Here is a 26,508-nt window from a genome sequence, read left to right on the forward strand (position 1 = left end):
GCTAAGCCTCTCAGCGCCGATGGTACTGCCCTGGAGACGGGGTGGGAGAGTAGGACGCCGCCGGACAACCATTCCCCGTGAAGGGCCCTCACCACCCGGTGAGGGCCCTTCCGGCATTCTCGGAACGGCACACGGACCCGATGACGTTCCCTTGCCCGTCAGCGCCGGCGGACCTCCTTGGTCGTCGCCCCGACGTTGTCGGCGAACCAGGCGTTCAGCGCCGTCAGTTCCCGCCAGGCGTCGCGGACGTGGTCGAGCGCGGCGGGTCCGTGCAGCCAGTCCGCGTACTCGAACAGCCGTCCCGCGTGCAGCGAGCGGTGCCGCAGCAGGTCGGCGCGGTCGTCGTCGACGGCGTAGCCCTTCGGGACGCGGCTCAGTCGGTCGCCGTCGACCACCCAGCCCGCGGCCGCCAGGCGGTGCACCTCGTCGCGCAGGCGGGGTCCCTGGACGTCGTCGGCCACGGCGCGGCGGAAGCGGTCGACCTGGTCGGACTCCAGTCGCCAGGCGCCACCGGCCACCCGCAGCCCCTCGGCGGAGATCTGCACGTACCAGGCGCCCGCGCCACGGCCCTCCGGCACCACCACGGCGCCCTGGTGGGTCTTGTACGGCGTCTTGTCGTTGCTGAACCGGACGTTGCGGTAGGGACGGAAGAGCTTGGCCGGACCGAACTCCGGCGCCAGCGCGTCGACGAGGGCCTGCATCGGTGCGCGGACGCAGGAGTCGTACACCGCCTTCGAGCGGGTCCAGTACGTCTTGGAGTTGTCGGCCTCCAGGCCCTCGTAGAAGACCAGTCCCTCGTCGGGGAACCCGGCAAAGGTCACGTGACGTCCTCCAGGAGCGTGTGCCAGCGGGTCTCCCGCAGCGGGGTGCCTCCCGCGTCCAGCGTGCGGACCCAGCCGTCCCGGTCCCAGCCGGCCGACTCCAGGAACCGGGCGGTGACCGCGTCGGCCTCGGCCACCCAGGTCTGCAGCCGTGCCACGCCGGTCGACCGCGTGAGGTCCGCGACGGCCGCGAGCAGCCGGCTGCCGTGCCCGCGCCGTCCCCAGCGCGGCTCGACGAGCAGGACGGCGAGCTCGGTGGTCGGCCCGGCCGGGTGCGGGCGCTCGTCGGGTGCCAGCTCCGCGGGGGCGTAGGCGGCGAAGCCGACGACGCGGCCGTCGTCGAGTGCGACGAGGACGCCGTGCCCGGGCGTCGGCGGCGAGGCGACGGCGGCCGTCCACGCCTCCGTGGCGGCCGCACCGTCCCAGCCGTCCAGCACCGCCGCGGGCAGCGTCGCCGCCGTGCGCCAGGCCTGCTCCTGCACGTGCGCCATCGCCGCCGCGTCGCCGGGCACGGCCGGCCGCACCGACACCTCCGCGGTGCCGGTCAGCCGTGGGAACGGGGGCCGGGGGTCCACGCGGGCAGCCTAGGGCGGACACCCGCGCGCGGATCGTCACTGGTCCGGGGCAGGATCGGGTCGTGGCCGCCCCGACCGCCGAACGGCTCCCCGCCGCGCTGGCCCGGCGCATCGCCCTGGCCGCGCAGGGCTTCGCCGAGCCGCGGCCGGCCGGCGCCGTCGACAGCCGCCGCCTGCGGCGCCTGACCGACCGGCTCGCCGTCGTCCAGATCGACTCGGTGAACGTGCTGTCCCGCTCGCACTACCTGCCGGCGTTCAGCCGGCTCGGCGCCTACCGCCGTCCCGTCCTCGACGACTTCGTCGCCCGCCGCCACGAGGTGTTCGAGTACTGGGCGCACGAGGCGTCCTACCTGCCCGTGCGGCTGCACCCGTACCTGCGCTGGCGGATGGCCGCGGCCGAGGAGCACGCCTGGGGCTCGATGGTCCGCATCCAGCGGGAGCGGCCCGGCTACGTCGCCGAGGTGCTCGACCGGGTCCGCGAGGCCGGGCCGACCAGGGCCAGCGACCTCGCCGAGCCCCGCCCCGACCGGCCCGGGAGCATGTGGAACTGGCACGCGGGCAAGGTGGCCCTCGAGTGGCTCTTCTACACCGGCGTCCTCACCGCGCGGGCCCGGACGACGTCGTTCGAGCGGGTCTACGACCTCACCGAGCGCGTGCTGCCCGCCGCCGTCGTGCAGGCACCCACCCCGGAGCCCGCCGACGCCGTCCGGGAGCTGGTGCGCACCGCCGCCCGTGCGCTCGGCGTGGCCACCGAGCGCGACCTGCGTGACTACTTCCGGCTGCGCCCGGCGCCCGCCCGGCAGGCGATCGCCGAGCTGGAGGAGACCGGCGAGCTGGTCCCGGTCGAGGTCGCCGGCTGGGGGGCGCCGGCCTGGCTCGACCCGGCCGCGCGGCGCCCGCGGTGGATCCGCGCGCAGGCGCTGCTCTCGCCGTTCGACTCCCTGGTCTGGGAGCGGCCGCGGGTGGAGCGCATCTTCGGCTTCCGCTACCGCCTGGAGATCTACACCCCGGCGGCCCAGCGGGTGCACGGCTACTACGTCCTGCCGTTCCTGCTGGGCGACCGGCTGGTGGCCCGCACCGACCTCAAGGCCGACCGGCAGGCCGGCGTGCTGCGCGTCCAGGCCGTCCACGCCGAGTCCGGCGTGGATCGCGCCGACGTGGCCGCCGCGCTGGCCGACGAGCTGCGGCTGATGGCCGACTGGTCCGAGCTCGACGGCGTCGCCGTGGCCGACCGCGGGGACCTGGCGGCCGACCTCACCGCCGCGCTGCCCGCTCCCCGTCCGGTCGTCGCCTAGGCTCGGCGGCCGTGGTGAGCAGCAGCGGGCCGGTCGACACGCAGTACGAGGACCTGCTGCGGCGGGTCCTCGAGCAGGGGACGCCGAAGTCGGACCGCACCGGCACCGGCACGGTGAGCACGTTCGGGGAGCGGTTGCGCTACGACCTGTCGACGTCGTTCCCGCTGGTCACCACGAAGAGGGTGCACTTCCGCTCGGTCGCCGTCGAGCTGCTGTGGTTCCTGCGCGGCGAGGGCAACGTCCGCTGGCTGCAGGAGCAGGGCGTGACCATCTGGGACGAGTGGGCCGACGCCGACGGCGACCTGGGCCCGGTCTACGGCGTCCAGTGGCGCTCCTGGCCGACGCCCGACGGCGGGACCGTCGACCAGGTCCAGGGCGTCCTCGACACGCTCCGGAAGGACCCCGACTCCCGCCGCATGGTGGTCTCCGCGTGGAACGTCGCGGCCCTGCCGGAGATGGCGCTGGCGCCCTGCCACGCGCTGTTCCAGTTCGCCGTCCACGACGGCCGGCTGTCCTGCCAGCTCTACCAGCGCAGCGCGGACATGTTCCTGGGCGTGCCGTTCAACATCGCCAGCTACGCACTGCTCACCCGCATGGTCGCCGACCAGGTGGGGCTGGCCCCGGGGGAGTTCATCTGGGTCGGCGGCGACTGCCATGTCTACAGCAACCACGTCGAGCAGGTCCGCGAGCAGCTCTCGCGCGAGGCCCGGCCGTTCCCGACGCTGGAGATCGCCCCGGCGCCGTCACTGTTCGACCACCGCTTCGAGGACTTCGTCCTGCACGGCTACGACCCGCACCCGGCCATCCGTGCCGCCGTGGCCGTGTGACCGTGCGCAGGACCCGGCGTCGATGGGCATAGCCTGCATCTGGGCGCAGGCCCGCGACCGGGTCATCGGCGCCGGCGGCCGGCTGCCCTGGCACCTGCCCGAGGACCTGCGGCGGTTCCGGGAGCTGACCTCCGGGGGCACCGTCGTCATGGGACGGCGCACCTGGGAGTCGCTGCCCGGGCGCAACCGGCCGCTGCCGGGCCGGCGCAACGTCGTCCTCACCTCCGACGCGCCCTGGGCCGCGGACGGCGCCCGGCGCGCCGGCTCGGTCGAGGAGGTGCTCGCCGGCTGGCCGGACTGCTGGGTCATCGGCGGCGCCGCGGTCTACGCCGCCTTCCTCCCGCACGCCGACCGGCTCGTGGTCACCGACGTCGACCTCGCCGTCGACGGCGACACCCACGCCCCCGTCCTCGACGGGGCCTGGCGGCCCGTCGCGCGCGAGCCCGCCGCGGGCTGGGCCACCTCGACGACCGGCCTGCGCTACGCCGTCACCGAGTACGGGCGCCGCCCCGCCGCCTGGCCGGAGACCGGCCGGGACGGTCGGTAGATTCGCGTGCATGACCTCCGACCCCGCCCGGCCGTTCGGGCGCGTGCTCACGGCGATGGTCACCCCGTTCACCGAGGACGGCTCGATCGACCTCGCCGGGACCCAGGAGCTGGCCGCGCACCTGGTCGACCGGGAGGCCCACGACGGACTGGTCGTCCTCGGGACGACGGGGGAGTCGCCGACCGTCCGTGACGGCGAGTCGCGCGCCGTTCTGGAGGCGGTGCTCGACGCCGTCGGCGACCGCGCAGTGGTGGTCGCCGGGGTGGGCACCAACGACACCGCGCACAGCATCGACCGCGCCCGCGACGCCGAGCGGCTCGGTGCCCACGGCCTGCTCGTCGTCACCCCGTACTACAACAAGCCGCCCCAGGCCGGCCTGCTGCGGCACTTCACCGCCGTCGCCGACTCCACCGACCTGCCGGTGATGCTCTACGACATCCCGCCGCGCTCGGTGGTCCCGATCGAGGTCGAGACCCTGGTCCGGGCCGCCGAGCACCCGCGGATCGTGGCGGTCAAGGACGCCAAGGGCGACCTCGGCGCGGTGGCCTGGACGCTGGCGCGCACCGACCTCGCGTACTACTCCGGCGAGGACATGCTCAACCTGCCGCTGCTGGCACTCGGTGCGGTCGGCGTGGTGAGCGTTGTGGGGCACCTGGCCGGCCCCCGGCTCGCCGAGCTCATCGCGGCCGTCGAGTCCGGTGACCTGGCGGAGGCGCGCGAGGTCAACCAGGCCCTGCTGCCGCTCTACACCGGCATCTTCCGCACCCAGGGCGTCATCATGGTCAAGGCGGCGCTGCGCGAGCTGGGGCTGCCCGCCGGCCCCGTGCGCCCGCCGCTGGTCGACGCCACCCCCGAGCAGATCGCGCAGCTGCGCACCGACCTCGCCGCCGGCGGGGTCCACCTCCGAGAGGCGCACGTGAAGTGACCGTCAGCTCCGCCGGACCGGCCGGCCAGCCCCACCTGGACCTCAAGGCACCGCCGCCGCTGCCGGCCGGCGGGCTGCGCGTCATCGCCCTCGGCGGGCTGGGGGAGATCGGCCGCAACATGGCCGTCGTCGAGTTCGACGGCAGGCTGCTGGTCATCGACTGCGGCGTGCTCTTCCCCGAGGCCGAGCAGCCCGGCGTCGACCTCATCCTCCCGGACTTCGGCGTCATCGAGCACCGGCTGGCCGACATCGAGGCCGTCGTCCTCACCCACGGGCACGAGGACCACATCGGCGCGATCCCCTACCTGCTGCGGCTGCGCGGGGACATCCCGCTGGTCGGCTCGCGGTTCACCCTGGCGCTGGTCGCAGCGAAGCTGCGGGAGCACCGGCTGGTCCCCACGCTGGTGGAGGTCGCCGCCGGGGACGACCATGTGGCCGGACCGTTCCACTGCGAGTTCATCTCGGTCAACCACTCGATCCCCGACGCGCTGGCCGTCGCGGTGCACACGCCCGCGGGCGTGCTGGTGCACACCGGCGACTTCAAGATGGACCAGCTGCCCCTCGACGGCGTGCTGACCGACCTCGGTGCGTTCGCCCGGCTCGGCCTCGAGGGCATCGACCTGCTGCTGGCCGACTCCACCAACGCCGAGATCCCCGGGTTCGTCACCCCCGAGCGGGCCATCGGCCCGGTCCTCGAGGACGTCTTCCGCCGCGCCACCCAGCGGCTGATCGTGTCCAGCTTCGCCAGCCACGTGCACCGCATCCAGCAGGTGCTCGACGCCGCCGACATGCACGGCCGCAAGGTCGCCTTCGTCGGCCGCTCGATGGTCCGCAACATGGGCGTCGCCCGCGACCTCGGCCTGCTGCGGGTCGCCCCCGGGCTCATGGTCAGCCTCGACGAGGCCACCAGCATGCCGCCCGAGCAGGTGGTGCTGGTCAGCACCGGCTCCCAGGGTGAGCCCCTGTCGGCGCTGGGCCGGATGGCGCGCGGCGAGCACCACCAGGTCACCATCGAGGCCGGCGACACCATCGTGCTGGCGTCCTCGCTGGTGCCCGGCAACGAGACCGCCGTCTACAAGGTCATCAACGGGCTGGCCCGGCTCGGCGCCACGGTCGTGCACAAGGAGACCGCCCGCGTGCACGTCTCCGGGCACGCCCCGGCCGGCGAGCTGCGCACCCTGCTCAACGTGGCCAAGCCGCGGTACCTGATGCCGGTGCACGGGGAGTGGCGGCACCTGCGGGCGCACGCCGCGCTGGCCGAGGAGACCGGCATGGCCGCCGACCGGGTCCTGCTCGCCGAGGACGGCGTCGTGGTGGACCTCGTCGACGGCAAGGCCTCCATCACCGGGTCGGTACCGGTGGGCAACGTCTACGTCGACGGCCTCAACGTCGGCGACGTCGGCGAGGAGGCGCTGCAGGAGCGGCGGATCCTGGGCGACGAGGGCTTCGTCGCGCTCACCGTCGTCGTCGAGCCCTCCACCGGCACGATCGTGCGGCCGGTGCACCTGTCCACCCGCGGGTTCTCCGACGACCCCGCGGCGTTCGACGAGGTGCTGCGGCTGGTCGAGGACAACCTCAAGCGGGAGCTGTCCGACGGGCAGACCGACGCCCACCGGCTGTCCCAGACCATCCGGCGGACCGTGGGCAAGTGGGTGAGCGACACCCACCGCCGCCGGCCGATGATCATCCCGACGGTCCTCGAGGTCTGAGGAGGGCCTCCCTGCCCCACCGTTCCCGAGGCGGTGGCGGGGAGCCGTCCCGGCACGTCACCGGGCTCGGCGCGGGCTCGCGGAGATCGACCGGGATCGTCGTGAACGCGGTGGGCGTCGCCCCCGTACTCCCTCGTGTGCGGCGCCCGACTCGCGGGTGCCCGGGACCCACGGGGGACTGTCATGGCACCAGCGTCCAGGCGAAGCGCGGCCCTTCGCGTCGGCACCGCGGCCGGCGCGTCGGCGTTCGCCCTGCTCCTGCTCACGGCCGCCCCGGCCGCCGCCGGCGGCCCGGGCGGCCGGCACCACCCCGGCGGGTACGCCGTCACGACCACCGACGACGGCGGCGACGGCTCGCTGCGCGCCGCGGTTCAGGCGGCCAACCGCGCCGGCTCGGGCACGGTCGTCCTGTCGGACCGCACCTACCGCCTGGCAGTCGCCGGGTCCGACGACACCGCGGCCGCCGGCGACCTCGACGTCACCGGTCGCCTGGTCATCGAGGGCCGCGGTGCCACGGTCGACGCCGCGGGCCTGGACCGGGTGTTCGACGTCCGGCCCGGCGGCTCGCTGACCCTCCGCGGGGTCACCGTCACCGGCGGTGTGGCCCCCGGCGCCCCCAGCACCACCGGCGGCGCCTCCGGCGGCGGCCTCCTCAACGCCGGCACGCTCGTCGTCCACCACAGCACGGTCACCGGCAACTCGGCCGCTCGTGCCGGTGGCGGCATCGAGGCGATCGCCGGGTCGACGACGACGGTCACCGGCTCGACGCTGTCGCGCAACAGCACCGGTGCGAGCCCGGGCAACGGCGGCGGGCTGCACCTGACCGGCACCGGAACCGTGCACGTCGAGCGCAGCACCGTGGAGGACAACACCGCCGCGGCGGAGGGTGGGGGCCTGTGGAACTCCGCCACCGGCACGATGACCGTCGAGCGCAGCACCGTCGCCGGCAACCGCGCCGGCGGCCCGGCGGCCGACAACGGCGGGGGCGGGCTGTTCAACGACGGCGGGTCGCTGACCGTCGACCGCACCGAGGTCCGCGGCAACGTCGCCGACGGCGCCTCCGGCTCCGGCGGCGGGCTGCTCAACGACAGCGGCACGCTGAGCGTCAGGCGGTCGGTGGTCGAGGGCAACAGCGCCCGGCGGGCCGGTGGCGGCATCGAGGCCGACACCGGGACGACGACGCTCGAGCGCACCGTGCTGGTCGGCAACAGCACCGGACCGGTGCCGGGCAACGGTGGCGGCCTGCACCTCACCGGGGCCGGCACCGTGCGCGTCGACCGCGGGACCGTCACCGGCAACAGCGCCGCGGACGAGGGCGGCGGGCTCTGGAACTCCGAGCCCGGGACGATGGCCGTCACCCGCACCACGATCCGCGGCAACTCCGCCCCGGTCGGCCCCGACGTCTTCCAGGACGGTGCCGGCGCCGGCTTCACCGTCGACGGGCGCACCGTCCCCGGCGGGGTCTGACCGGCCCCGGAGGGAGGCGCCGGGCACGGGGGCCGGCGCCTCCCCTCCGGGGTCCCGCTCAGAACTCGGAGCGGACCACCACCTCGCCGTCGGCGTCGACGACCTCGAAGCCGACGGCGTCGCCGCGCAGCACCGAGGAGTTGAGGTTGCAGCGCACCTGCTGCGGGCCCACGCCGAGGAACTGCCCGGCAGGCACCTCGCGGCCGTCGTCGTCGGTGACCGCCACCCGGTAGACCTCCCCGGCGGAGAACCCGGTGCCGGTCAGCTTCACCTCCACGCCCCAGGTGTGCGGCACCAGGTCGGCGCTGGCCTCGACACCCGAGGCCACGACCTGCACGGCCACCGGCTCCAGCGGCACCGGGTCGGGCACCGGGCGCACCGCCCACCCGACCGCGCCGCCGGCGGCGGCCACCCCGGCGACGGCCGCGGCGGCCAGCACCCGGCGCCGCACCACCGCGCGGCGCAGCGGCACCGCCCGCCGCTGCTCCTCGGCGATGCGGGCCAGGACGCGGGCGCCCAGGTCCGGCGGGGGAGTGGGGGTCGCGTCGAGCGCGTCGGGGTCGACGGCGGCCAGCCGGTCGGCCAGCGGCGCGATCTCGGCCAGGTCGGCGCGGCAGTCGGCGCAGCCGTCGAGGTGGGCGCGGACCCGGTCCCGCTCGGCCGGCTCGAGGTGCCCCAGCGCGTAGGCGCCCAGCAGCTCCCGCAGCTCCCGGTGCTCGTCCCCGCGTGCGGCGCTCACGGCTCGACCCCCATCTCGTCCAGGGCCAGGCGGAGCGCCTTGAGCCCGTAGAACACCCGGCTGCGGACCGTGCCGACCGGGACGCCGAGCTCCGCGGCCACCTCGGCGTACGGCCGGCCGCGCAGGTGCGTCTGGACGATCGCCGTCCGGTGCTCGGCGCTGATCCTCCGCAGCGCCTCCTCCACCACCCAGGCGTCGACCAGGCCCTCGTCGGCGGCCGCGACGGCCGGGCCGTCGACGCCCTCGCCGTCGGTCAGCTGCCGCTGCCAGGGCCGGACGGCGAAGCGGCGGGCCTCGTCGACCACCACGTTGCGCGCGATGGCGAACAGCCACGTCCGCAGGCCGGCCAGCCGGGGGTCGAACGAGCCGGCGGCACGCCAGGCACGCAGGAACACCTCCTGGACGACGTCCTGCGCGGCGCCGCCGTCGCCGAGCTGCCGCAGGGCGAAGCGGTAGAGCTCCGCGCCGTGCGCGGCGTAGGCCGCCTGCACGTCCAGCGGTGCCGCCGGCACCGGTGTGTGCCGTCCCATCCGCGACCTCCCGGCGCCCGGCGCTGCCCGTCACCCGGGCGTACGGACGCCGGGCCCCGCCGGTTCAGCGCACGACGGCGATCGGCTCGATCCCCTCGTCCGCCGGCAGCGCGAAGCCCCACACCTGCGCGTAGAACGACAGCTCGCCGTCGAGGGCGGCGCGGATGTTCTCCGCGCGCCGGAACCCGTGCTGCTCGCCCTCGAAGAGCAGGTAGGCGTGCGGGACGCCGCGCTCGCGCAGCGCCGCCACCAGCACCTCGGCCTGCTCCGGCGGTACCACGCGGTCCTCGGCGCCCTGGAAGACCGCCAGCGGGGTGTCCAGCGCGCCGACGTGCGTGATCGGCGAGCGCTCGGTGTAGACGGCGGCGCCGTCGGGCCAGGGCGCCACCAGGCCGTCGAGGTAGCGCGACTCGAACTTGTGCGTGTCGGCGGCCAGCGCGCCGAGGTCGGCGACGCCGAAGTGGCTCGCCCCCGCGGTGAACGTCCCCGGCCGCAGGCACAGCGCCGCGAGGGTGGTGAAGCCGCCCGCCGACCCGCCCCGGATGGCCATGCGCGCGGGGTCGACCCGGCCGGCGTCGGCCAGGTGGCGGGCGCAGGCGACGACGTCGTCGAGGTCGACGACGCCCCAGCGGCCCTGCAGCGCGTCGCGGTAGCGGCGGCCGTAGCCGGTGGAGCCGCGGTGGTCGACGTGCGCCACGCAGAACCCACGGGAGGTGAAGTACTGGACCTCCAGGTCGAGCACGGGGGCGTGGGCCGAGGTCGGACCGCCGTGCACCATCACCACCAGCGGCGGCAGGTCGCCCTCCGGCGCGGTCACCTCCGGGTTGGCCGGCGGGTAGACGTGCGCGTGCGCCTCGGCGATGCCGGTGCCGCGGTCCTCGGTCGGGAACGTCACGTGCTCGGGGACGGAGAACCACGCCGGGTCCAGGCCCAGGTCGCGCGCCGGGCGCAGGACCTCGACCGCGCCGTCGAGGCCCGCGCGCAGCACCACCGGCTCGGTCGCCGGGCCGCCGGCCACGCAGACGACGCCGTCACCGTCGGCGGTCAGGTGGCGGACGACCGTGTACCCGGGCAGCGCGACGTCGGCGGTGGCGCCGCCGGGCTCGCGGACGACCAGCCGCTCCCCGTCCGGCCACACCACCACGCGGCCGCCGGGGAGCAGGGCGAAGGAGCGGCCGCCGAACACCCACTGCGGCCCGGCCAGGTCGGTGCCGAGGTCGAGCACCAGCTCCGCGGTGCCGCCCGGCCGCCACCGCCACAGCGCCCACACGTCGGTGCGGTCGCAGCAGAACCACAGCGACCCGTCCTCGCCCCAGGTCGGCTGGACCGCCGACTCGCCCGGCCCGCCGGGGGAGCGCCCGCCGGCCACCACCGTCTCGGTGCCGTCGGCGGCGCGGACCACCAGCCGCGCGGCGTCCCAGGGCATGTCGGGGTGGTCCCACTGCAGCCAGGCCAGCTGCCCGTCCGGGCCCGGGCGCGGGTCGGAGACGAAGTCCGGCCCGGTCACCAGCACCTCGGCGGTGCCGTCGGGGGCGATGCGCACCAGCTCGTCGACGACGTCGGCCGCGGCGCCGCCGGCCGCGTGCGTCTCCCGGACGGCGAGCAGGCCGCCGTCGCCGGTGGGCGTGAGGTCGGCGTGGCGGACCCCGGCGGGCAGCTCCGGCTCACCGGTCACGGCGACCGGCTCGGCGGCGCCGGGGTCGAGGCGGTACAGCCGCTGGTCGTCGAAGTGCGTGAACCACAGCGTGCCGCCGGCGACCGCCCACGCCGCCCCGCCGTACTCGTGCACGCGGGTGCGGGCGTTCCACGGCGGCGGCAGCGCGTCGGCGACCGTGCCGTCGGCCGACCGGCGCACCAGCGCCGACCGCCCGCCCTCCCCGGGCCGTGACTCCGACCACCACACGTCGCCGCCGTCGACGGCGACCTCGCCCAGCCGGGCGGCGGCGCGGACGACGAGTGCCGAGGTGACCAGGGTGGGCCAGCTGCCGTACGGGACCGGGGGAGGAGTCGGCATGGCCCGACCGTAGGTGGGGGACACGACCCCGCGCCTGCCCGGGAGCGACCTGGGCGGCGGCTACCGTTCGACGCATGCCTGCCCGCACCACGCCCTCGCGCCGGCCGTCCGGCTCGGCTCCGAAGGGGAGGTCCGGGTCCACGGCCGCCGGCAAGCGGCCGCCCGCGCGCAACGGCAACCGCAAGCCCGCCGCCCGCAAGCCCGCGCAGGGCCCGGGCGCCGCCGCCGGCGTCTGGCGCGCCGCCGCCGGGACCTGGGGCCTGCTGGCCCGCGGCGCCGGCGGCCTGGCCCGGTCGGTCGCCCGCCCGGAGGAGGCCGAGCCGCTCGCGCCCGAGCACCGCCGCGACGGCGCGGGCCTGGCCGTCCTCGGCCTCGCCGTCGTCCTGGGGGCCGCCGCGTGGTTCGACGGCATCGGCCCGGTCGGCGCCGGCCTGGCCGACGCCGTGCGCTGGGCCGTCGGGGCGCTGCTGGTCGTGCTGCCCGCCTTCCTCTTCCTCGTCGCGCTGCGGCTGCTCCGCCGCGCGCCGCACCCCGAGGCCCGGGGCCGGCTGGCGATCGGCTGGCTGTGCGCCGTCGTCGCCGTCCTCGGGATCGCCTCGGTGGTCGGCGAGCCGGGCGACCCCCTCGACGGGCGGCCCGGCTCGGGGGGCCTGGTCGGCTGGGCGGTCGGCACGCCGCTGACCGCGGGCCTCGGCGCCGTCGTCGCGGTGGTGCTGCTGTCGCTGCTCGCCGTCTTCGCCGTCCTCGTGCTCACCGCCACCCCGCTGCACCAGGTGCCCGAGCGGCTGCGCGCTTTCGTCGACCGGACCACCGGCCGCGGCGGCGAGGACTGGGACGAGGACGGGCACGACGAGTACGCCGAGGAGGACGAGCCGGAGGAGGCCCCGCGCCCCCGGCGCTCCAAGCGGGCCGCGCTGTCCGAGGTCCTGGCCGAGGACGCCCCCGACCTCACCACCACCGGCCCCATCGACCACGGCGCCTACGCCGAGGCACCCGAGGCCGTGCGGCACGAGCCCGCGGCAGAGCCGGCCGCCCCGCCCGCGCCGCGGCCGGCGGTGGTCGACCGGACCGCCCCGCCGGAGGAGCTACCGCCGGTCGAGGAGCCGCAGCAGCTGGTCATCGAGCCGGTCGAGGGCGACTACGTGCTGCCCTCGATCAGCACGCTGCGCCCGGGCACGCCCCCGCGGGCCCGCTCCCAGGCCAACGACGTCGCCATCGAGGCGATCACCCGCGTGCTCGAGCAGTTCAACGTCGACGCGGCCGTCACCAGCTTCACCCGCGGCCCGACGGTCACCCGCTACGAGATCGAGCTGGGCCCCGCGGTCAAGGTCGAGAAGATCACCGCGCTGACCAAGAACCTCGCCTACGCGGTGGCCAACGACAACATCCGCATCCTGGCGCCGATCCCGGGCAAGTCCGCGGTGGGCGTCGAGGTGCCCAACACCGACCGCGAGACGGTCAGCCTCGGCGACGTCATGCGCTCCCAGGCGGCCAAGCAGGACCCGCACCCGATGCTGGTCGGCCTGGGCAAGGACATCGAGGGCGGCTTCGTCTGCGCCAACCTCGCGAAGATGCCGCACCTGCTGGTGGCCGGTGCCACCGGCGCCGGCAAGTCCAGCTGCATCAACTCGCTGCTGACCTCGCTGCTGTTGCGCGCCACCCCCGACCAGCTGCGGATGATCCTGGTCGACCCGAAGATGGTCGAGCTGACGCCCTACGACGGCATCCCGCACCTGATCACGCCGATCATCACCGACCCCAAGAAGGCGGCCACCGCGCTGGCCTGGCTGGTCGAGGAGATGGAGCAGCGCTACCAGGACATGCGCGCCACCGGGGTGCGGCACATCGACGACTTCAACCGCAAGGTCGAGCGCGGCGAGATCGTCGCCCCGCCCGGCAGCGAGCGGGTCTACCGCCCCTACCCCTACATCCTCGCGATCGTCGACGAGCTCGCCGACCTCATGATGGTGGCCCCGCGCGACGTCGAGGAGTCGATCGTGCGGATCACGCAGAAGGCGCGCGCGGCCGGCATCCACCTGGTGCTCGCCACCCAGCGGCCCTCGGTCGACGTCGTCACCGGCCTGATCAAGGCCAACGTGCCCTCGCGGCTGGCGTTCTCCACGTCGAGCCTCACCGACAGCCGGGTCATCCTCGACCAGCCCGGCGCGGAGAAGCTCATCGGCATGGGCGACGCCCTGTTCCTGCCCATCGGCGCCGGAAAGCCCATCCGCGTCCAGGGGGCCTACGTCTCCGACGCCGAGATCGAGGCGGTCGTCGAGTTCACCAAGCGGCAGGCCGAGCCGGAGTACCGCGAGGAGGTCTTCAGCGCCGCGCAGGGCGAGAAGAAGGAGATCGACGAGGACATCGGCGGGGACCTGGACCTGCTGTGCCAGGCCGTCGAGCTCGTGGTCACCAGCCAGTTCGGCTCGACGTCGATGCTGCAGCGCAAGCTGCGGGTGGGCTTCGCCAAGGCCGGGCGGCTCATGGACCTCATGGAGACCCGCGGTGTCGTCGGGCCCTCCGAGGGCTCCAAGGCCCGCGACGTGCTCGTCAAGCCCGACGAGCTGGAGTCGGTGCTGTTCACGCTGCGTGGCGGAACCCTCCCCGCCGGCGACGTCTGACCCGGAGCGGGGGAGGTCACCCTCGTCCCGCCCGGGTCGTCCGGGCGCAGCAACTACGATGGTCCGGTGAGCGCTCCGCCCAGCCCTGCCCGGACCGTGGCGGTGGTGACCCTCGGTTGCGCCCGCAACGAGGTGGACTCCGAGGAGCTGGCCGGCCGGCTGGCCGCCGGCGGCTACCGGCTGGTCGACGACGCCGAGGGCGCCGACGCCGTCCTGGTCAACACCTGCGGGTTCATCGAGTCGGCGAAGAAGGACTCGGTCGACGCGATCCTCTCGGCCACCGACGGCGGCGCGCAGGTCGTGGCGGTGGGCTGCATGGCCGAGCGCTACGGCGCCGAGCTCGCCGGCGCGCTGCCCGAGGCCACCGTCCTCGGCTTCGACGACTACGCCGCGATCGGCGACCGGCTCGACGACGTCCTCGCGGGCCGCCCGCTGGTGCCGCACTCGCCGCGCGACCGGCGCACGCTGCTGCCGATCAGCCCGGTGGCGCGCACCGCCGCGGTCGCCGCCGGCCGGGCGGGGGACGGCGAGACCCCGGCCATCCCCGGCCACGGCTGGGTGCAGCGTCGCCGGCTGGCCTCCGGTCCCACGGCCGCGCTCAAGCTCGCCTCCGGCTGCGACCGCCGCTGCGCGTTCTGCGCCATCCCGACCTTCCGCGGCTCCTTCGTCTCCCGGCCGCCGGCCGAGGTGCTCACCGAGGCGCGGTGGCTGGCCGGCCAGGGCGTCACCGAGCTGGTGCTGGTCAGCGAGAACTCCACCTCCTACGGCAAGGACCTCGGCGACCTGCGGGCGCTGGAGCGGCTGCTGCCGGAGCTGGCCGCCGTCGAGGGCGTCGTCCGCGTGCGGGTGGCCTACCTGCAGCCGGCCGAGCTGCGGCCCGGCCTCCTCGAGGCCATCGCCGGCACCGACGGCGTCGCGCCGTACTTCGACCTGTCCTTCCAGCACTCCTCGCCCGGGCTGCTGCGCCGGATGCGGCGCTTCGGCGGCACCGACGACTTCCTCGCGCTCGTCGAGCGGGCCCGGTCGCTCGCTCCCGAGGCCGGCTTCCGCACCAACGTCATCCTCGGCTTCCCGGGCGAGACCGAGGACGACGTCGCCGAGCTCGAGCGGTTCCTCGCCGGCGCGCGCCTGGACGCCGTCGGGGTGTTCGGCTACTCCGACGAGGAGGGCACCGAGGCGGCCGGCCTCGGCGGCAAGCTCGACCGGGCCGAGGTCGACGCCCGCGTCCGCCGGATCACCGACCTGGTCGAGGAGCTGACCGCGCAGCGGGCCGAGGACCGCGTCGGCACCCGCGTCGAGCTGCTGCTCACCGAGGACCTCTCCGCCGACGAGGGGCCCGGCGTCTGGCTCGGCCACGCCGCCCACCAGGACCCCGACGCCGACGGCACCACGACGGTCACCGGCGTCCCCGCCGACGCCCGCCCCGGGCAGCTGCTGGCCGCCGAGGTCGTCGGCACCGAGGGCGTCGACCTCGTGGCCACCGCGCTCGCCCCGGTCCCGGCCGGCCGGTGAGGTCCCGGTGAGCGCCGTCGCTCCCGATCCGGCGGCGACCCCGCCGCAGTCGGCCCGCCTGGTCAACCTGCCCAACGCGCTGACCGTGCTGCGGCTGGCCGTGGTGCCGGTGTTCGCCGTCCTGCTGCTCTCCGACGGCGGCATGGACGACGGCCGCCGGGTGTGGGCGACGGTGTTCTTCGGCGCGGCGATCATCACCGACCGCTACGACGGGCTGATCGCCCGGCGCACCGGGCAGGTGACCGAGTTCGGCAAGCTGGCCGACCCGATCGCCGACAAGGCCCTCACCGGCACCGCGCTCATCGGGCTGTCGGTGCTCGCGCTGTTGCCGTGGTGGGTGACGGTGGCGATCCTCGTCCGCGAGGTCGGCGTGACGCTGCTGCGCTTCTGGGTGATCCGGCACGGCGTCATCGCGGCCAGCCGCGGCGGCAAGGCCAAGACCGTCGTCCAGGCCCTGGCCATCGGCCTGTACATCCTGCCGCTGACCGGGCTGCTGGCCACCGCCCGCTGGTGGGTGATGGCGGCCGCGCTGGTGCTCACCCTCGCCACCGGGCTGGACTACGTCTGGCGGGCGCTCGCCCTGCGCCGCACCAGCGCCCGGGCGATGCGGGCGGCCGCCGCCCGGCGGGCCGCGGGGCCGACCGGGTCGCGCACCGACACCGCCGCGTAAGGGGCGGCCGCGCCGGGAACGTGCAGGCCCGCCCCGGTGTTACGCCGTGAGCGGACGCGGCCCCGCCGGTCCGGTGCCGGAGGGACGGCCCGCGTACCGTGGGCGCACGGCACCCCCGGGTGCCGCCGCTCTTCCCCCTGCCAGACAGGAGACGGCCATGACGTTGCTGCGCACCCAGCTCGGGCGGACCCTGCGCGGGCACCGGCTGCGCCAGCGGCGGACGCTGCGCGACGTCTCCGGTGCCGCCCGGGTCAGCCTCGGGTACCTCTCCGAGGTCGAGCGCGGTCAGAAGGAGGCCTCCTCGGAGCTGCTCGCCTCGATCTGCGACGCCCTCGACGTCGAGCTGGCCGACCTGCTCGCCGAGGTGAGCACCGAGCTGCGCGGTCCCGACAGCCGCGTCCGCCCGCTCGCCCCCGCCGGCGCCCCGGCCGCCGAGGAGGCCCCCGCCGAGCAGGTGCCCGCCGCGGCCCCGGCTCCCGAGCCCGAGCCCGCCCTCGCGCTCGTCGGCGCGACCCGCGCCGCGCACCGCGCCGGGAGCGCCGTCTCGCTCGCCGCCTGACCCGCGTGCCCGGCCGCGGCCGGGCACGGTCCGTGGCAGGGTGGTGCCCGGGACCGCCCGTGCCCGGGCGGTCCGCTGCCGGCCAGCAACGGAGGTCGCGGTGCGGTACCTCTTCCGTCCTCCCGGGACCGACGGCGCGGAGCTGCTGACGCTGCCGTGGCACCAGCCCCTCGAGGAGTGGGACCCCGAGCTGCTGCTCGAGGTGCCGCAGCGGGGCATCTCGCGGCACGTCGTGCGCTTCGTCGCCGCGCAGGGGAAGGTGTTCGCCCTCAAGGAGATCTCCGAGCACCTGGCCCGCCACGAGTACGCGCTGCTCGGCGAGTTCGAGGAGGAGGGCCTGCCGTCGGTCTCGGTCCTGGGCATCTGCGTGGACCGCCCGCACGGGCAGGACGCCATCCTCGTCACCCGGTACCTCGAGTACTCGATGTCCTACCGCTACCTGTTCTCGCGGCCCAGTGCCCGCCAGTCGGTGGACCAGCTCATGGACACCCTGGTCGTGCTGCTCGTGCGGCTGCACCTGGCGGGCATCTTCTGGGGCGACTGCTCGCTGTCGAACACCCTGTTCCGCCTCGACGCCGGCGCGCTGGCCGCGTTCCTCGTCGACGCCGAGACCGCCGAGCGGCACCCCTCGCTCAGCCGCGGCCAGCGGCACTACGACCTCGACCTGGCCCGCGAGCGGGTCGGCGCCGAGCTGCTCGACCTGCAGTACGGCGACCTGCTGCCCGACGGCGTCGACCCCATCGAGGTGGCCGACAGCCTGCCGGTGCGCTACGCGTCCCTGTGGGACGAGATCACCCGCGAGGAGCTCTTCCAGGCCGACGAGCAGCGCTACCGCGTGGCCGAGCGCCTGCGACGGCTCAACGACCTCGGGTTCGACGTCGGCGAGGTGGAGCTGGTCACCTCCGACGAGGGCGCCCGCCTGCGGGTCGACACCCGGGTCTCCGCGCCCGGCCAGCACCGCAGGGAGCTGTTCCGCCTCACCGGCCTGGAGGTGGAGGAGAACCAGGCCCGGCGGCTGCTCAACGACCTGCGCTCCTTCCGTGCCTGGATGGAGCAGAAGGAGGGCGCGCCGGTCTCGGAGACGGCGGCCGGGCCGCGCTGGCTGGCCGAGGTCTACCGGCCCGTGATCGACGCGATCCCGCCCGAGCTCGCCGGCCGCCTGGCGCCGGCCGAGGTCTTCCACGAGGTGCTCGAGCACCGGTGGTTCCTGTCCGAGCAGGAGGGGCGCGACGTCGGGACGACGCAGGCGGCGCGCTCCTACGTCAGCACCGTCCTCCCGTCGATGCCCCCGGAGCTGACCACACCCTCGGTGATCGCCACCCGCCCCTGAGCGGACCGCACGCCGCTGGTCACGACGCCGACACGGCCGGGTTGCGCAGGTGTGTGGCCTGCGCCACGGTTACGACCACCGGTGATCGTCGGTGTTCGCCGAAACGGAGGCGATGAGTCTTGTCCATCGGAAGAGGGCAGATCCAGCGGCCCGGGGGCGGGCGGCCCACGTGGAGCCGGCGCAGACGGCCGCAACGGGCCCTGGGGGGCGCGGCGACCGCGTTCGTCCTGGCCTCCACGCTGGCCGCCTGCGGCGGCGGCGAGGGCGGCAGCACCCCGACGCTGACCTGGTACATCAACCCCGACTCCGGGGGGCAGGCGACCATCGCCGAGCGCTGCTCCGAGCAGTCGGACGGCGCGTACACGATCGAGGTGTCCCAGCTCCCCCGGGACTCGCCCGCCCAGCGCGAGCAGCTGGTCCGCCGGCTGGCGGCCGAGGACACGTCGATCGACCTCATGAGCCTCGACGTCGTCTTCCCGCCGGAGTTCGCCCAGGCGGGCTTCCTCGCCCCCGTCCCGGAGGACGTTGCGCAGGAGGTCAGCGAGGGGGTGTTCCAAGGGGCGCTGGACTCCGCCACCTGGAACGACGAGCTCGTCGTGGTCCCCTTCTGGTCCAACACCCAGCTCCTCTGGTACCGCAAGTCGGTGGCCGAGGCCGCCGGTCTCGACATGACCCAGCCGGTCACCTGGGACCAACTGGTCGAGGCCGCCGAGGGTCAGGACAAGCTCCTCAGCGCCCAGGGCCGGCGGTCGGAGTCCCTGATGGTGTGGTTCAACGCGCTGCTCGAGTCCGCCGGCGGTCAGTACATCCTCGAGAGCGGGGACACCCCCGAGAGCATCGAGTTCGGGCTGGCCACCCCCGAGGCCGATCGCGCCGCCGAGGTGATGGCCACCGTCGCCAACTCCTCCGCCGTCGGTCCCGGCTTCACGACGTCCAACGAGGACACCAACGCGAGCGAGTTCGAGAGCGACGACGCCGGCTTCATGGTCAACTGGCCGTTCGTCTACGCCCAGGCCCTCTCCAAGGTCGAGGCCGGCACCCTGGACCAGTCGGTGCCCGACGACTACGGCTGGGCGCTCTACCCCGCCGTTGACGAGGGGACGCCCAGCGCGCCTCCCCTCGGCGGGATCGACATCGGCGTGTCGGCGTTCAGCCGGTACCCCGACCTCGCCTACGAGGCGGTCACCTGCATCGTCCAGGACGACAACCAGGCCGAGTACATGGTGACCAACGGCAACCCGGCGTCGTCGATCGCGGTGTACGACGACCCCGAGGTGCAGGAGGCTTATCCCATGGCCGACACCATCCGCGAGTCCCTCGAGCTCGCGGCGTCCCGCCCGCTGACGGCCTACTACAGCGAGGTCCTCGGGTGCTTCCTGCGCGAGTTCCACCCGCCCGGCGCGGTGGACGACCAGACGGGTGAGCGCACCGAGACCCTCACCGAGGCCGTCCTCACAGGGGAGCAGCTGCTATGAGCCAGACGACGCTGCCGCCGGTCGAGAAGACCCAGCCGGTCTCCGCGCCGCGCGGCACGATCAGCGACCGGTCCCGGGCCGAGCGCAAGCTCGGCTGGATGCTGGCCGGACCGGCCTTCGTGGTCATGCTGCTGGTGACCGCCTACCCGATCGTCCAGGCGGTCTACTACTCGCTGTTCAACTACCGGCTCACCGACCCCGAGAACCGGTCCTTCACCGGGCTCAGCAACTACTGGGTGATCCTCACCGACGGCGTGTGGTGGCAGTCCATCCTCGTCACAGTGATCATCACGGTGGTCACGGTGGCCGTCGAGCTGGTGCTCGGCTTCGCGCTGGCCCTGGTCATGGCCAAGGCGCTCTCGTCGATCCGCCCACTGGTCCGGGCGGCCATCCTGATCCCCTACGCGGTGATCACGGTCGTGTCGGCCTACGCCTGGGCGTTCGCCTTCCGGATCAACACCGGCTTCGTCAACAGCTGGTTCGCCTGGCTGCCGGGCGTCAGCGACACCACCGACTGGTTCGGCGGCCAGGCCACCTCGCTGTTCGTCATCTGCCTGGCCGAGATCTGGAAGACGACCCCGTTCATCTCGCTGCTGCTGCTGGCCGGCCTGGCCCAGGTGCCGGAGGTGCTGCAGGAGGCGGCCAAGGTGGACGGCGCCACCTGGTGGCAGCGGATGTGGCGGGTCACCATCCCCAACATGAAGGCCGCCATCATGGTGGCGCTGCTGTTCCGGACCCTGGACGCGTTCCGGATCTTCGACAGCATCTTCATCATGACCGCGGGTGCGAACAACACCGAGTCGGTCTCGTTCCTCGCCTACCGGCAGACGATCTCCCGGGTGGAGATCGGCCTCGGCTCGGCCGTCTCCGTGCTGCTGTTCCTGTCGGTGGTGCTCATCGCCTTCAGCTTCATCAAGGGGTTCAGGGTCGACCTGTCCCAGGCCCGAGGGGAGCGCTGATGTCGACCAAGGAGAAGACCTGGTGGTGGGTCGGCGGCGTCCTGATCGTCCTCTACTGCCTGTTCCCGATCGCGTGGATCGTCTCGCTGTCGTTCAAGACGACCGCGGACCTCGCGAACCAACAGTTCCTGCCGTCGGCCTGGACGTGGGAGAACTACTCGACGATCCTCACCGGCTCGGCCAGTGACCTGTTCCTGCCGGCGCTGCGCAACAGCTTCGGGATCTGCCTGATCGCGACGTTCATCTCGTGCCTGCTGTCGATGTTCGCCGCCTACGCGATCGCCCGGCTGGACTTCCCTGGCAAGAAGCTGATCCTCGGCACCGCGCTGGCCGTGGCGATCTTCCCGGTCATCTCGATCGTCACGCCGCTGTTCAACCTGTGGCGGCAGATCGGGCTCTACGACACCTGGCCGGGTCTGATCATCCCGTACCTGTCGCTGACACTGCCGATCTCCATCTGGACGATGTCGGCGTTCTTCCGGGAGATCCCCTGGGAGATGGAGCAGGCGGCCCAGGTCGACGGCGCGACCACCTGGCAGGCGTTCCGCAAGGTGATCGTGCCGCTCGCCGCACCCGGCGTGTTCACCACGGCGATCATCGCCTTCTTCATCGCCTGGAACGACTTCGCGTACGGCATCTCGCTGACCTCGACGAACGCCGCCCGTCCCGTCCCGGCCGCGCTGGGCCTGTTCTCCGGCGCGTCCCAGTTCCAGGACCCCACGGGTGCCATCGCCGCGGCGGCGGTGATCGTCACCATCCCCGTCGTCGTCCTCGTGCTCCTGTTCCAGCGGCGCATCGTCGCCGGCCTCACCAACGGCGCGGTCAAGGGCTGACCCGGCCGTGCCCACCATCCCGCCGACCCATCGAGGGGACGAGATCTGATGGCCTCCATCGAGATGAAGAACATCGTCAAGCAGTACGGGGACGGCTACCCGGCCGTGAACGACGTCAGCCTGGACATCGCCGACGGCGAGTTCATGATCCTGGTCGGCCCGTCCGGCTGCGGGAAGTCGACGCTGCTGCGGATGATCGTCGGGCTCGAGGACATCACCAGCGGCGACATGGTCATCGGCGGCAAGCGGGTCAACGACCTCGCGCCGCGGGAGCGCAACCTGTCGATGGTCTTCCAGAACTACGCGCTCTACCCGCACATGACGGTGTACGAGAACATCGCCTTCCCCCTGCGACTGTCCAAGACGCCCGACGACGAGGTCCGGCGCCGGGTGAACGAGGCGGCCGACGTGCTGGAACTGCGCGAGCACCTCGAGCGCAAGCCGGCCAACCTCTCCGGTGGCCAGCGGCAGCGCGTCGCGATGGGGCGGGCGATCGTGCGCCAGGCCGAGGCGTTCCTGTTCGACGAGCCGCTGTCCAACCTCGACGCCAAGCTGCGCGGCCAGATGCGCACCGAGATCAGCCGGCTGCAGCGCCGGCTGGGCATCACGACCGTGTACGTCACCCACGACCAGACCGAGGCGATGACGCTCGGTGACCGGGTGTGCGTCCTGCGCAAGGGGAAGATCCAGCAGGTCGCCTCGCCGCGGGAGCTGTACGAGCAGCCGGTCAACCTCTTCGTCGCGGGGTTCATCGGCTCCCCGCCGATGAACTTCCTGCCCGCGACGCTCGAGGGCGACAGTCTGACGACGCCGTTCGGGTCGATCCGCCTCGACGACAAGCGCGTGGCCGCGGTGCGGGGTCGGGAGCTGCTGCTGGTGGGCATCCGGCCGGAGTACTTCGAGGACGCGTCGCTGGTCGACGAGGCCAAGCGGCCGCTCGGGTCGGTCTTCCGCGCCCGGGTCGACGTCACCGAGTGGCTGGGTGACTCGCAGTACGCCTACATCCCCTACGAGGCGCCCGAGGTGGTCACCAACCAGCTGCGGGCCCTGTCCAAGGAGCTGGACTCCGAGGAGCTGCGCACCCAGGCGATCGTGTCCATCGACTCGACCAGCCGGATCCGGGAGGGCCGCGAGGCCGAGTTCTGGCTCGACAGCCGGAAGGTCCACGTCTTCGACCCGCAGACCGGCGAGAACCTCACCCGCGACGCGGAGGCCGGCGCCCGGCTCACGCAGATGGCCACCGACGACCGGGTGGAGCAGGTGCAGGAGGCGCAGGCCACCGGGCAGACCGTCGGCTCCAGCGTGATCTCCGAGTCGTCCGGGTCCACCGGGTCGTCCGGGGCACACCGGTCCGGCGCCGCGTAACCACGCCGGCCGTGGACCACCGCCGTCCCTGGTGGCGGACGGCGGTGGTCTACGAGGTCTACCTGCGCAGCTACGCCGACGGCAACGGCGACGGGCTGGGCGACGTCGGCGGCCTGCGGGACCGGCTGGCCCACCTCGCCGACCTCGGCGTCGACGCCCTGTGGATCACGCCCTGGTACCCGTCGCCGATGGCCGACGGCGGGTACGACGTCGCCGACTACCGCGACGTCGACCCGCGGTTCGGCACGCTGGCCGACGTCGACGCGCTGCTCGCCGACGCGCACGCCCTCGGGCTGCGGCTGGTCGTCGACCTGGTCGCCAACCACACCTCGTCCGAGCACCCGTGGTTCCGGGCGGCGCTGGCCGGCGGCCCGGGGTCCCCGGAGCGGGCGCGCTACTTCTTCCGCGACGGCCGGGCCGGTGGGGAGGAGCCGCCCAACGACTGGATCAGCGCGTTCGGCGGCTCGGCGTGGACCCGGGTGTCCGACGGCCAGTGGTACCTGCACCTGTTCGCCCCCGAGCAGCCCGACCTCGACTGGGGATCGCCGGACGTCCGCGAGGAGTTCGACGGGATCGTGCGCTTCTGGCTCGACCGCGAGGTGGACGGCATCCGCGTCGACGCCGCGCCGGCGATGGCGAAGGTGCCCGACCTGCCCGACGCCGGGCACGGGCCCGGCGCGGCCTTCGCCAGCAGCGAGTGGGTGGGCAACCCGCACTGGGACGTCGACGCGGTGCACGAGATCTTCCGCCGGTGGCGCCGCATCGGCGACACCTACGCCGGCGACCGGCTGTTCGTCTCCGAGGCCGTGGTCAACGGGCCCGAGCGGCTGGCCCGCTACGTCCGCCCCGACGAGCTGCACACGACCTTCAACTTCGACTACCTCAAGGCCCCCTGGGACGCCGGCGCGCTGCGGGCGGTGGTCGACGGCACGCTGGCCGCCCTCGCCCCGGTCGGGGCGCCGGCCACGTGGGTGCTGTCCAGCCACGACGAGACCCGCCACCTCACCCGGTTCGGCCGGGCCCGCAGCGGCGCCGCCGTCATGGGCTTCGACGACGCCGCGCCGACCGACCTCGGACTCGGGCTGCGCCGGGCCCGCGCCGCGGCGCTGCTGACGCTGGCGCTGCCCGGGGGCGCGTACCTGTACCAGGGGGAGGAGCTCGGCCTGCCCGAGGTCGAGGACCTGCCCGAGGAGGCCCTGCAGGACCCCACCTGGGAACGCTCCGGGCGCACCGCGCGCGGCCGGGACGGCTGCCGGGTGCCGCTGCCGTGGTCGGGCGACCGGCCGCCGTTCGGCTTCGCGCCCGACGGCGTGGCCCCGTGGCTGCCCCAGCCTCCGTCGTGGCGGTCGCTGACGGTCGAGGCGCAGTCCGCGGACCCGTCCTCGACGCTGTCGCTGTACCGGGCGGCCCTGCGGCTGCGGCGGGAGCGGCTGGGGGAGGAGCCGCTGAGCTGGCTGGACCTCGGCGACGACGTCCTGGCCTTCGACAGGGGGTCGGCGCTGCGCTGCGTCGTCAACCTGTCCGCCCGGCCGGTGCCGCTGGCAGGGCTCGGGCAGGTGCTGCTCACCAGCGCGGGGGGCGGCGCGGACCTCCCGCCGGACACCGCCGCCTGGCTGGTGGCCCGCTAGGCGATCCCGGCGGAGCGCTGCTGCCGGGCCGCGGCCAGCTCGGCGGCGGTCGGCGGGTCGGCGCCCACCCGCGTGCAGTTGAGGGCGGCGACCAGCGCGGCGTCGTCGACCAGGGCCAGCAGGTCGTCGTCGGGGAGGGCCTCCAGGGCCGCCCGGCCGGTCACCCCGGCGGCGAGCAGCCCGGAGAACAGGCCGGCGGCGAGCGAGTCGCCGGCACCCACCGTGTCGACCACGGTCACCCGCGGCGGGGCGCGGTGCAGCAGCGGGCGGCCGGGGCGGGCGATCCGCAGCGGCGCGCCGCCGTCGGTGAGCAGCACCAGCGCCGGGCCGCGCGCCGCCCACCGCTGCGCGGCGTCGTCGAGGTCGGTCGCGTCCGGCTCGAGCCACGCGAGGTCCTCGGCGCTGACCTTGACCAGGTCGGCGACGGCGACCAGCCGGTCCAGTCGCGACCGCACCGACTCGGGGTCGTTGCCCAGGGCCGCGCCGACCGGGCCGCCGGCCAGCATCGGCCGCACGTTGGGGTCGACGCTGACCAGCGCGGTGCCGGACAGCCGCTCGGCCAGCCGGGCGATCGCGTCGCCACCCGGCGGCGTCCACGAGGAGATCGAGCCGACGTGCAGCAGCGCCGTCCCCTCCGGCAGCACCGCGGCCAGCTCCTCGTCGGTCCACTGCCAGTCGGCCGCGCCCTGCACGTGGAAGCCGTAGTCGGCGGAGCCGTCGGGGCCCAGGCCGACGACGGCGAGGCTGACCGGCTCGGCCGCCGTCACGAACCCCGAGACGTCGACGCCCGAGAGCTCGGCGTGCCGGCGCAGCGCGGGCGCCATCGGGCCGGTGCCCAGGCGGGCCAGCAGCGCGACCCGGGTGCCCAGCCGGCCCGCCGCGACGGCCACGTTGAGCGCGTTGCCGCCGGGCCGGGCCACGTAGTGCGGTGCGGTGCCCTCGGGGCCGGCATCGGCGTCGGGGACGGGCAGCAGGTCGACGACGAGCTCGCCGAGCACGGTGAGCACGGGGCCGGTGCGGCCGGGGACGTCGCGGTCCATCGCCCGACCATAGGGCCCCCGGACCGCGGGCACCCGGGGATCCCCGGAGGGAGGACGGGGGACGTCCCTGTTGGCTAGGGCACCGGTCCTGCTGGGACGATGAGCGGGAGGACCGCCGCGGACCGCGGCGGTCGGTATGCCAGAGGCGGCGCCGGACCGCGCCGGACCAGGAGGAGCTCGCCATGCCCAACCCGATCGTCAAGCTGTGGCGGTACCTGACGGCGTCGGCCAACGCGCAGATCGACCAGCGCGCCGACCCGAAGATCCAGATCCAGCAGGCGATCGAGGCCGAGCAGCAGCGCCACCAGGCGCTGGCCAACCAGGCCGCCGCCGTGCTGGGCAACCAGCGCCAGCTGGAGATGCGCCTGAACCGCCAGCTCGGCGAGGTCGAGAAGCTGCAGGCCTCGGCTCGCCAGGCGCTGGTCCTCGCCGACCAGTCCCGCGCCAAGGGAGACGCCGCCAAGGGCGCCGAGTACGAGAACGCCGCCCAGGCCTTCGCCACCCAGCTGGTGGCCGCCGAGCAGGCGATGGAGGACCTCAAGCGCAGCCACGACGAGGCGCTGCAGGCCGCCGAGCAGGCGCGCGGCGCGGTGGAGCAGAGCCGGATGCGGCTGCAGACGACGCTGGCCGAGCGCACCAAGCTGATGAGCCAGCTCGAGCAGGCCAAGATGCAGGAGCACGTGGCCGCCTCGATGCGGCAGGTCAACGAGCTCTCGGCGCCGGGCAACACCCCGAGCCTGGCCGAGGTCCGCGACAAGATCGAGGCGCGCTACGCCAACGCCCTCGGCCAGGCCGAGCTGGCGCAGACCTCGGTCGAGGGCCGCATGCTCGAGGTGCAGAAGGCCACGCTCGACGTCGCCGGCGCGTCGCGGCTGGAGCAGATCCGCGCGGCCATGGGCGGGAGCGGCACCGGCCAGCAGGCGGTGGAGGGCGGCACCGGTGCGGCCGGGGCGATCGGCCCCGGGACGGCGTCGCCGTCGTTCGAGAAGACCGAGCAGACCGCCCAGCGCCCCGAGAACGCCTGATCGACGACGCGACGGGGCCCGGTCACCGCCAGGTGACCGGGC

General features: G+C 74.7%; 23 protein-coding genes. 17 read left to right on the forward strand and 6 right to left on the reverse strand.

All coding sequences use genetic code 11. The features are described from left to right. Positions 1 to 158: 158 nt before the first annotated feature. Together ACI79V_RS22755 and ACI79V_RS22760 are read right to left on the reverse strand one after the other, a co-directional pair. A complete protein-coding gene (locus tag ACI79V_RS22755) occupies positions 159 to 821 on the reverse strand; it encodes a DUF2461 domain-containing protein (RefSeq protein WP_456892979.1) in 663 nt (220 codons plus the stop codon). Then, positions 818 to 1,396, reverse strand: a complete 579-nt coding sequence (locus ACI79V_RS22760; RefSeq protein WP_456892981.1) for an N-acetyltransferase family protein — start codon at positions 1,394 to 1,396, stop codon at positions 818 to 820. The genes ACI79V_RS22755 and ACI79V_RS22760 overlap by 4 nt, the downstream gene beginning before the upstream one ends. 62 nt (positions 1,397 to 1,458) lie before the next feature. Between ACI79V_RS22760 and ACI79V_RS22765 the strand changes: the two genes are divergently transcribed. The 6 genes from ACI79V_RS22765 (at position 1,459) to ACI79V_RS22790 (ending at position 8,166) form a co-directional block, all read left to right on the forward strand. Next, positions 1,459 to 2,691: a winged helix-turn-helix domain-containing protein gene (locus ACI79V_RS22765; RefSeq protein WP_456892983.1), complete on the forward strand. Its 1,233-nt coding sequence runs from the start codon at positions 1,459 to 1,461 to the stop codon at positions 2,689 to 2,691. A gap of 11 nt (positions 2,692 to 2,702) precedes the next feature. Further along, positions 2,703 to 3,518, forward strand: coding sequence for a thymidylate synthase (locus ACI79V_RS22770; RefSeq protein WP_456892985.1), 816 nt, complete (start codon positions 2,703 to 2,705; stop codon positions 3,516 to 3,518). A 22-nt stretch (positions 3,519 to 3,540) separates the two neighbouring features. Continuing rightward, positions 3,541 to 4,065, forward strand: coding sequence for a dihydrofolate reductase (locus ACI79V_RS22775; protein WP_456892987.1), 525 nt, complete (start codon positions 3,541 to 3,543; stop codon positions 4,063 to 4,065). Between the two features lie 10 nt (positions 4,066 to 4,075). Next, positions 4,076 to 4,990, forward strand: coding sequence for a 4-hydroxy-tetrahydrodipicolinate synthase (dapA, locus tag ACI79V_RS22780; RefSeq protein WP_456892989.1), 915 nt, complete (start codon positions 4,076 to 4,078; stop codon positions 4,988 to 4,990). After that, positions 4,987 to 6,699: a ribonuclease J gene (locus ACI79V_RS22785; RefSeq protein ID WP_456877776.1), complete on the forward strand. Its 1,713-nt coding sequence runs from the start codon at positions 4,987 to 4,989 to the stop codon at positions 6,697 to 6,699. The genes dapA and ACI79V_RS22785 overlap by 4 nt, the downstream gene beginning before the upstream one ends. 183 nt (positions 6,700 to 6,882) lie before the next feature. Then, positions 6,883 to 8,166 (forward strand): right-handed parallel beta-helix repeat-containing protein, encoded by a 1,284-nt coding sequence (locus ACI79V_RS22790; RefSeq protein WP_456892990.1) that lies wholly within the window; start codon positions 6,883 to 6,885, stop codon positions 8,164 to 8,166. Positions 8,167 to 8,224: 58 nt separating this feature from the next. Here the strand turns inward: ACI79V_RS22790 and ACI79V_RS22795 are convergent, their stop codons facing one another. The 3 genes from ACI79V_RS22795 to ACI79V_RS22805 form a co-directional block, all read right to left on the reverse strand. Beyond that, positions 8,225 to 8,905: an anti-sigma factor family protein gene (locus ACI79V_RS22795; protein ID WP_456892992.1), complete on the reverse strand. Its 681-nt coding sequence runs from the start codon at positions 8,903 to 8,905 to the stop codon at positions 8,225 to 8,227. Continuing rightward, positions 8,902 to 9,435, reverse strand: a complete 534-nt coding sequence (locus ACI79V_RS22800) for a sigma-70 family RNA polymerase sigma factor (RefSeq protein WP_456892993.1) — start codon at positions 9,433 to 9,435, stop codon at positions 8,902 to 8,904. Before ACI79V_RS22800 ends, ACI79V_RS22795 begins: the two co-directional genes overlap by 4 nt. Before the next feature lie 64 nt (positions 9,436 to 9,499). Continuing rightward, the gene (locus ACI79V_RS22805; RefSeq protein ID WP_456892995.1) at positions 9,500 to 11,449 is read right to left on the reverse strand and encodes a prolyl oligopeptidase family serine peptidase; all 1,950 of its coding nucleotides are present in this window, start codon (positions 11,447 to 11,449) and stop codon (positions 9,500 to 9,502) included. Positions 11,450 to 11,523: 74 nt separating this feature from the next. Between ACI79V_RS22805 and ACI79V_RS22810 the strand changes: the two genes are divergently transcribed. The 10 genes from ACI79V_RS22810 to ACI79V_RS22855 all read left to right on the forward strand — a co-directional run bounded on the left by ACI79V_RS22810 (position 11,524) and on the right by ACI79V_RS22855 (position 24,401). After that, positions 11,524 to 14,070, forward strand: coding sequence for a DNA translocase FtsK 4TM domain-containing protein (locus ACI79V_RS22810; RefSeq protein ID WP_456892997.1), 2,547 nt, complete (start codon positions 11,524 to 11,526; stop codon positions 14,068 to 14,070). Between the two features lie 66 nt (positions 14,071 to 14,136). Continuing rightward, positions 14,137 to 15,582 carry a MiaB/RimO family radical SAM methylthiotransferase gene (locus ACI79V_RS22815; RefSeq protein ID WP_456892999.1) on the forward strand — a complete coding sequence of 482 codons (1,446 nt, stop codon included), beginning with the start codon at positions 14,137 to 14,139 and terminating at the stop codon, positions 15,580 to 15,582. Between the two features lie 7 nt (positions 15,583 to 15,589). Beyond that, positions 15,590 to 16,252, forward strand: coding sequence for a CDP-diacylglycerol--glycerol-3-phosphate 3-phosphatidyltransferase (gene pgsA / locus ACI79V_RS22820; RefSeq protein ID WP_456877769.1), 663 nt, complete (start codon positions 15,590 to 15,592; stop codon positions 16,250 to 16,252). A 157-nt stretch (positions 16,253 to 16,409) separates the two neighbouring features. Further along, positions 16,410 to 16,811 carry a helix-turn-helix domain-containing protein gene (locus ACI79V_RS22825; RefSeq protein WP_456893001.1) on the forward strand — a complete coding sequence of 134 codons (402 nt, stop codon included), beginning with the start codon at positions 16,410 to 16,412 and terminating at the stop codon, positions 16,809 to 16,811. A gap of 100 nt (positions 16,812 to 16,911) precedes the next feature. Further along, positions 16,912 to 18,141: a DUF4032 domain-containing protein gene (locus ACI79V_RS22830; RefSeq protein ID WP_456893003.1), complete on the forward strand. Its 1,230-nt coding sequence runs from the start codon at positions 16,912 to 16,914 to the stop codon at positions 18,139 to 18,141. Between the two features lie 119 nt (positions 18,142 to 18,260). Beyond that, on the forward strand, positions 18,261 to 19,616 hold the full coding sequence (locus ACI79V_RS22835) for an extracellular solute-binding protein (protein WP_456893005.1): 1,356 nt from the start codon (positions 18,261 to 18,263) through the stop codon (positions 19,614 to 19,616). Continuing rightward, on the forward strand, positions 19,613 to 20,575 hold the full coding sequence (locus tag ACI79V_RS22840; protein ID WP_456893007.1) for a carbohydrate ABC transporter permease: 963 nt from the start codon (positions 19,613 to 19,615) through the stop codon (positions 20,573 to 20,575). Before ACI79V_RS22835 ends, ACI79V_RS22840 begins: the two co-directional genes overlap by 4 nt. Then, positions 20,575 to 21,408, forward strand: coding sequence for a carbohydrate ABC transporter permease (locus ACI79V_RS22845; protein ID WP_456893009.1), 834 nt, complete (start codon positions 20,575 to 20,577; stop codon positions 21,406 to 21,408). Before ACI79V_RS22840 ends, ACI79V_RS22845 begins: the two co-directional genes overlap by 1 nt. A 48-nt stretch (positions 21,409 to 21,456) precedes the next feature. Beyond that, positions 21,457 to 22,773, forward strand: coding sequence for an ABC transporter ATP-binding protein (locus tag ACI79V_RS22850; protein ID WP_456893011.1), 1,317 nt, complete (start codon positions 21,457 to 21,459; stop codon positions 22,771 to 22,773). Between the two features lie 11 nt (positions 22,774 to 22,784). Then, positions 22,785 to 24,401 (forward strand): glycoside hydrolase family 13 protein, encoded by a 1,617-nt coding sequence (locus ACI79V_RS22855; protein ID WP_456893013.1) that lies wholly within the window; start codon positions 22,785 to 22,787, stop codon positions 24,399 to 24,401. Here the strand turns inward: ACI79V_RS22855 and ACI79V_RS22860 are convergent. After that, a complete protein-coding gene (locus ACI79V_RS22860; protein WP_456893015.1) occupies positions 24,398 to 25,441 on the reverse strand; it encodes a PfkB family carbohydrate kinase in 1,044 nt (347 codons plus the stop codon). The two genes, ACI79V_RS22855 and ACI79V_RS22860, sit on opposite strands and share 4 nt — an antisense overlap. A gap of 182 nt (positions 25,442 to 25,623) precedes the next feature. Between ACI79V_RS22860 and ACI79V_RS22865 the strand changes: the two genes are divergently transcribed. Continuing rightward, positions 25,624 to 26,466 (forward strand): PspA/IM30 family protein, encoded by an 843-nt coding sequence (locus ACI79V_RS22865; protein WP_456878017.1) that lies wholly within the window; start codon positions 25,624 to 25,626, stop codon positions 26,464 to 26,466. Positions 26,467 to 26,508 lie beyond the last annotated feature (42 nt).

The sequence above is a fragment of the Geodermatophilus sp. SYSU D00700 genome, from assembly GCF_054050255.1.